This window comes from Mycobacterium sp. (assembly GCF_049683935.1).
Lineage (GTDB): Bacteria > Actinomycetota > Actinomycetes > Mycobacteriales > Mycobacteriaceae > Mycobacterium.
Genome location: NZ_JBAUJR010000044.1, coordinates 1 through 1,673, shown reverse-complemented (window position 1 = coordinate 1,673; position 1,673 = coordinate 1). Strand labels below are relative to the sequence as shown.

Sequence of the window (1,673 nt, the reverse complement as noted above, 5' to 3'; positions counted from 1 at the left end):
GGCGGTGAGTCCGACCGGACCGCTTCGAGTTCCCCCTCCTCGACTGCGGCCGCGATGGCCCGCACCTGAGCGCCAGCCATCGAGGCCGCACGCAGCAAACCCATCCGATCGGCTTCCAGAAGTCCCGCGGCGTCGTCGATGTCCACAGCCGAGGCCGATATCGGGCCGGCGCTCACGTCAATTCCTTTGCGCCCGCGGACACATGGCCGGCGACTTCGTCGACGATCGCGGCGACCGCTTCGGGGGTGCGTGCCTCGACATTGAGCCTCAGCAAAGGCTCGGTATTGGACATGCGGAGGTTGAACCAGGTCCCGTCGCCGAGGTCGACGGTCACTCCGTCGAGGTGATCGATCGCGTGCACCCGACTGCTGAATCCCTGCAGCACGGCGTCCACGACAGCCGGCGCGTCGGTGACGGTGTAGTTGATCTCCCCGGACGCTTCGTAGCGCTGGTAGTCGGCCATCAGATCCGACAGCGGGCGGTCCTGCTCACCGAGGGCGGCGAGGACGTGCAGCGCGGCGAGCATGCCGGAGTCGGCGCCCCAGAAGTCGCGGAAGTAGTAGTGCGCGGAGTGTTCGCCGCCGAAGATCGCTCCGGTCTCGGCCATCAACTCCTTGATGTAGGAGTGCCCGACGCGGGCGCGCACGGCGGTGCCGCCACGCTCGGCGACCAGTTCGGGCACCGCCCGTGAGGTGATGAGGTTGTGGATGATCGTCGCGCCGATCTCCCGCTGCAGTTCCCGCGCGGCGACCAGCGCCGTCACCGCCGACGGCGAGACCGCCTGGCCCTTCTCGTCGACGACGAAGCACCGGTCTGCGTCGCCGTCGAACGCCAGCCCTATGTCCGCTCCGGTTTCCAGCACGAAGGCCTGCAGGTCGACGAGGTTGGCCGGCTCCAGCGGGTTGGCCTCGTGGTTGGGGAACGTGCCGTCGAGTTCGAAGAACAGCGGCGAGAGCGTGATCGACGAGATCGGGCCCAGCACCGCCGGGGTGGTGTGGCCGGCCATGCCGTTGCCGGCGTCGACGGCGACCTTCAGCGTTCGCTGGGCGCCGATGTCGACCAGGGTCCGCAGGAAATCGCCGTAGTCGGCGAGCACGTCGCGCTCGGAGACGGTGCCGCGCGGGCCGTCGTGGTCGGGGACGCCCGCGATGACCTCGTCGCTGATCGTGGTCAGACCGGTGTCCTTGCCGACCGGTTTGGCACCGGCGCGACACAGTTTGATCCCGTTGTAGGCGGAGGGGTTGTGGCTGGCGGTGAACATCGCGCCGGGGCAGTCCATCAGGCCGGAGGCGAAGTAGAGCTGATCGGTGGAGGCCAGTCCGATGTGCACCACGTCGAGACCCTGGGCCACCACGCCCTCGGCGAAGGCGTTGGCCAGCGTCGGCGAACTCTCCCGCATGTCGTGCCCGATGACCACCTGCCGGGCGCCGTCGCGGACCAGCCTGGCAAACGCTGCCCCGACTTCGGAGACGAATTGCTCGTCGATTTCCTCGCCCACGAGTCCGCGCACGTCGTAAGCCTTGATGACGCGCTGTACCGCCGCGGCGGGCCTGGACATAGGGCTCCTTGAACACAGATGGACTGTTGTCGTAAGCCTAGCCGTCAGCCCCGACCTCCACGGCGCTCACTTCCCGCCGAAACGGTATTCCACGCGCGAAATCCCGAGCGAACAG

General features: G+C 68.1%; 1 protein-coding gene and 1 pseudogene. Both read right to left on the bottom strand.

Annotation, left to right across the window (positions count from 1 at the left end; all coding sequences use genetic code 11):
• A pseudogene (locus tag WA965_RS02520) lies at positions 1 to 176 on the bottom strand (TobH protein); the annotation flags it as partial.
• On the bottom strand, positions 173 to 1,558 hold the full coding sequence (locus tag WA965_RS02515) for a phosphomannomutase/phosphoglucomutase (RefSeq protein WP_526295052.1): 1,386 nt from the start codon (positions 1,556 to 1,558) through the stop codon (positions 173 to 175). The pseudogene WA965_RS02520 and the gene WA965_RS02515, both read right to left, overlap by 4 nt.
• Positions 1,559 to 1,673: the final 115 nt, after the last annotated feature.

Bases quoted from the DNA above. Each gene is read 5' to 3' on its own strand.
- WA965_RS02515 (WP_526295052.1), bottom strand. From the start codon at position 1,558: ATGTCCAGGCCCGCCGCGGCGGTACAGCGCGTCATCAAGGCTTACGAC.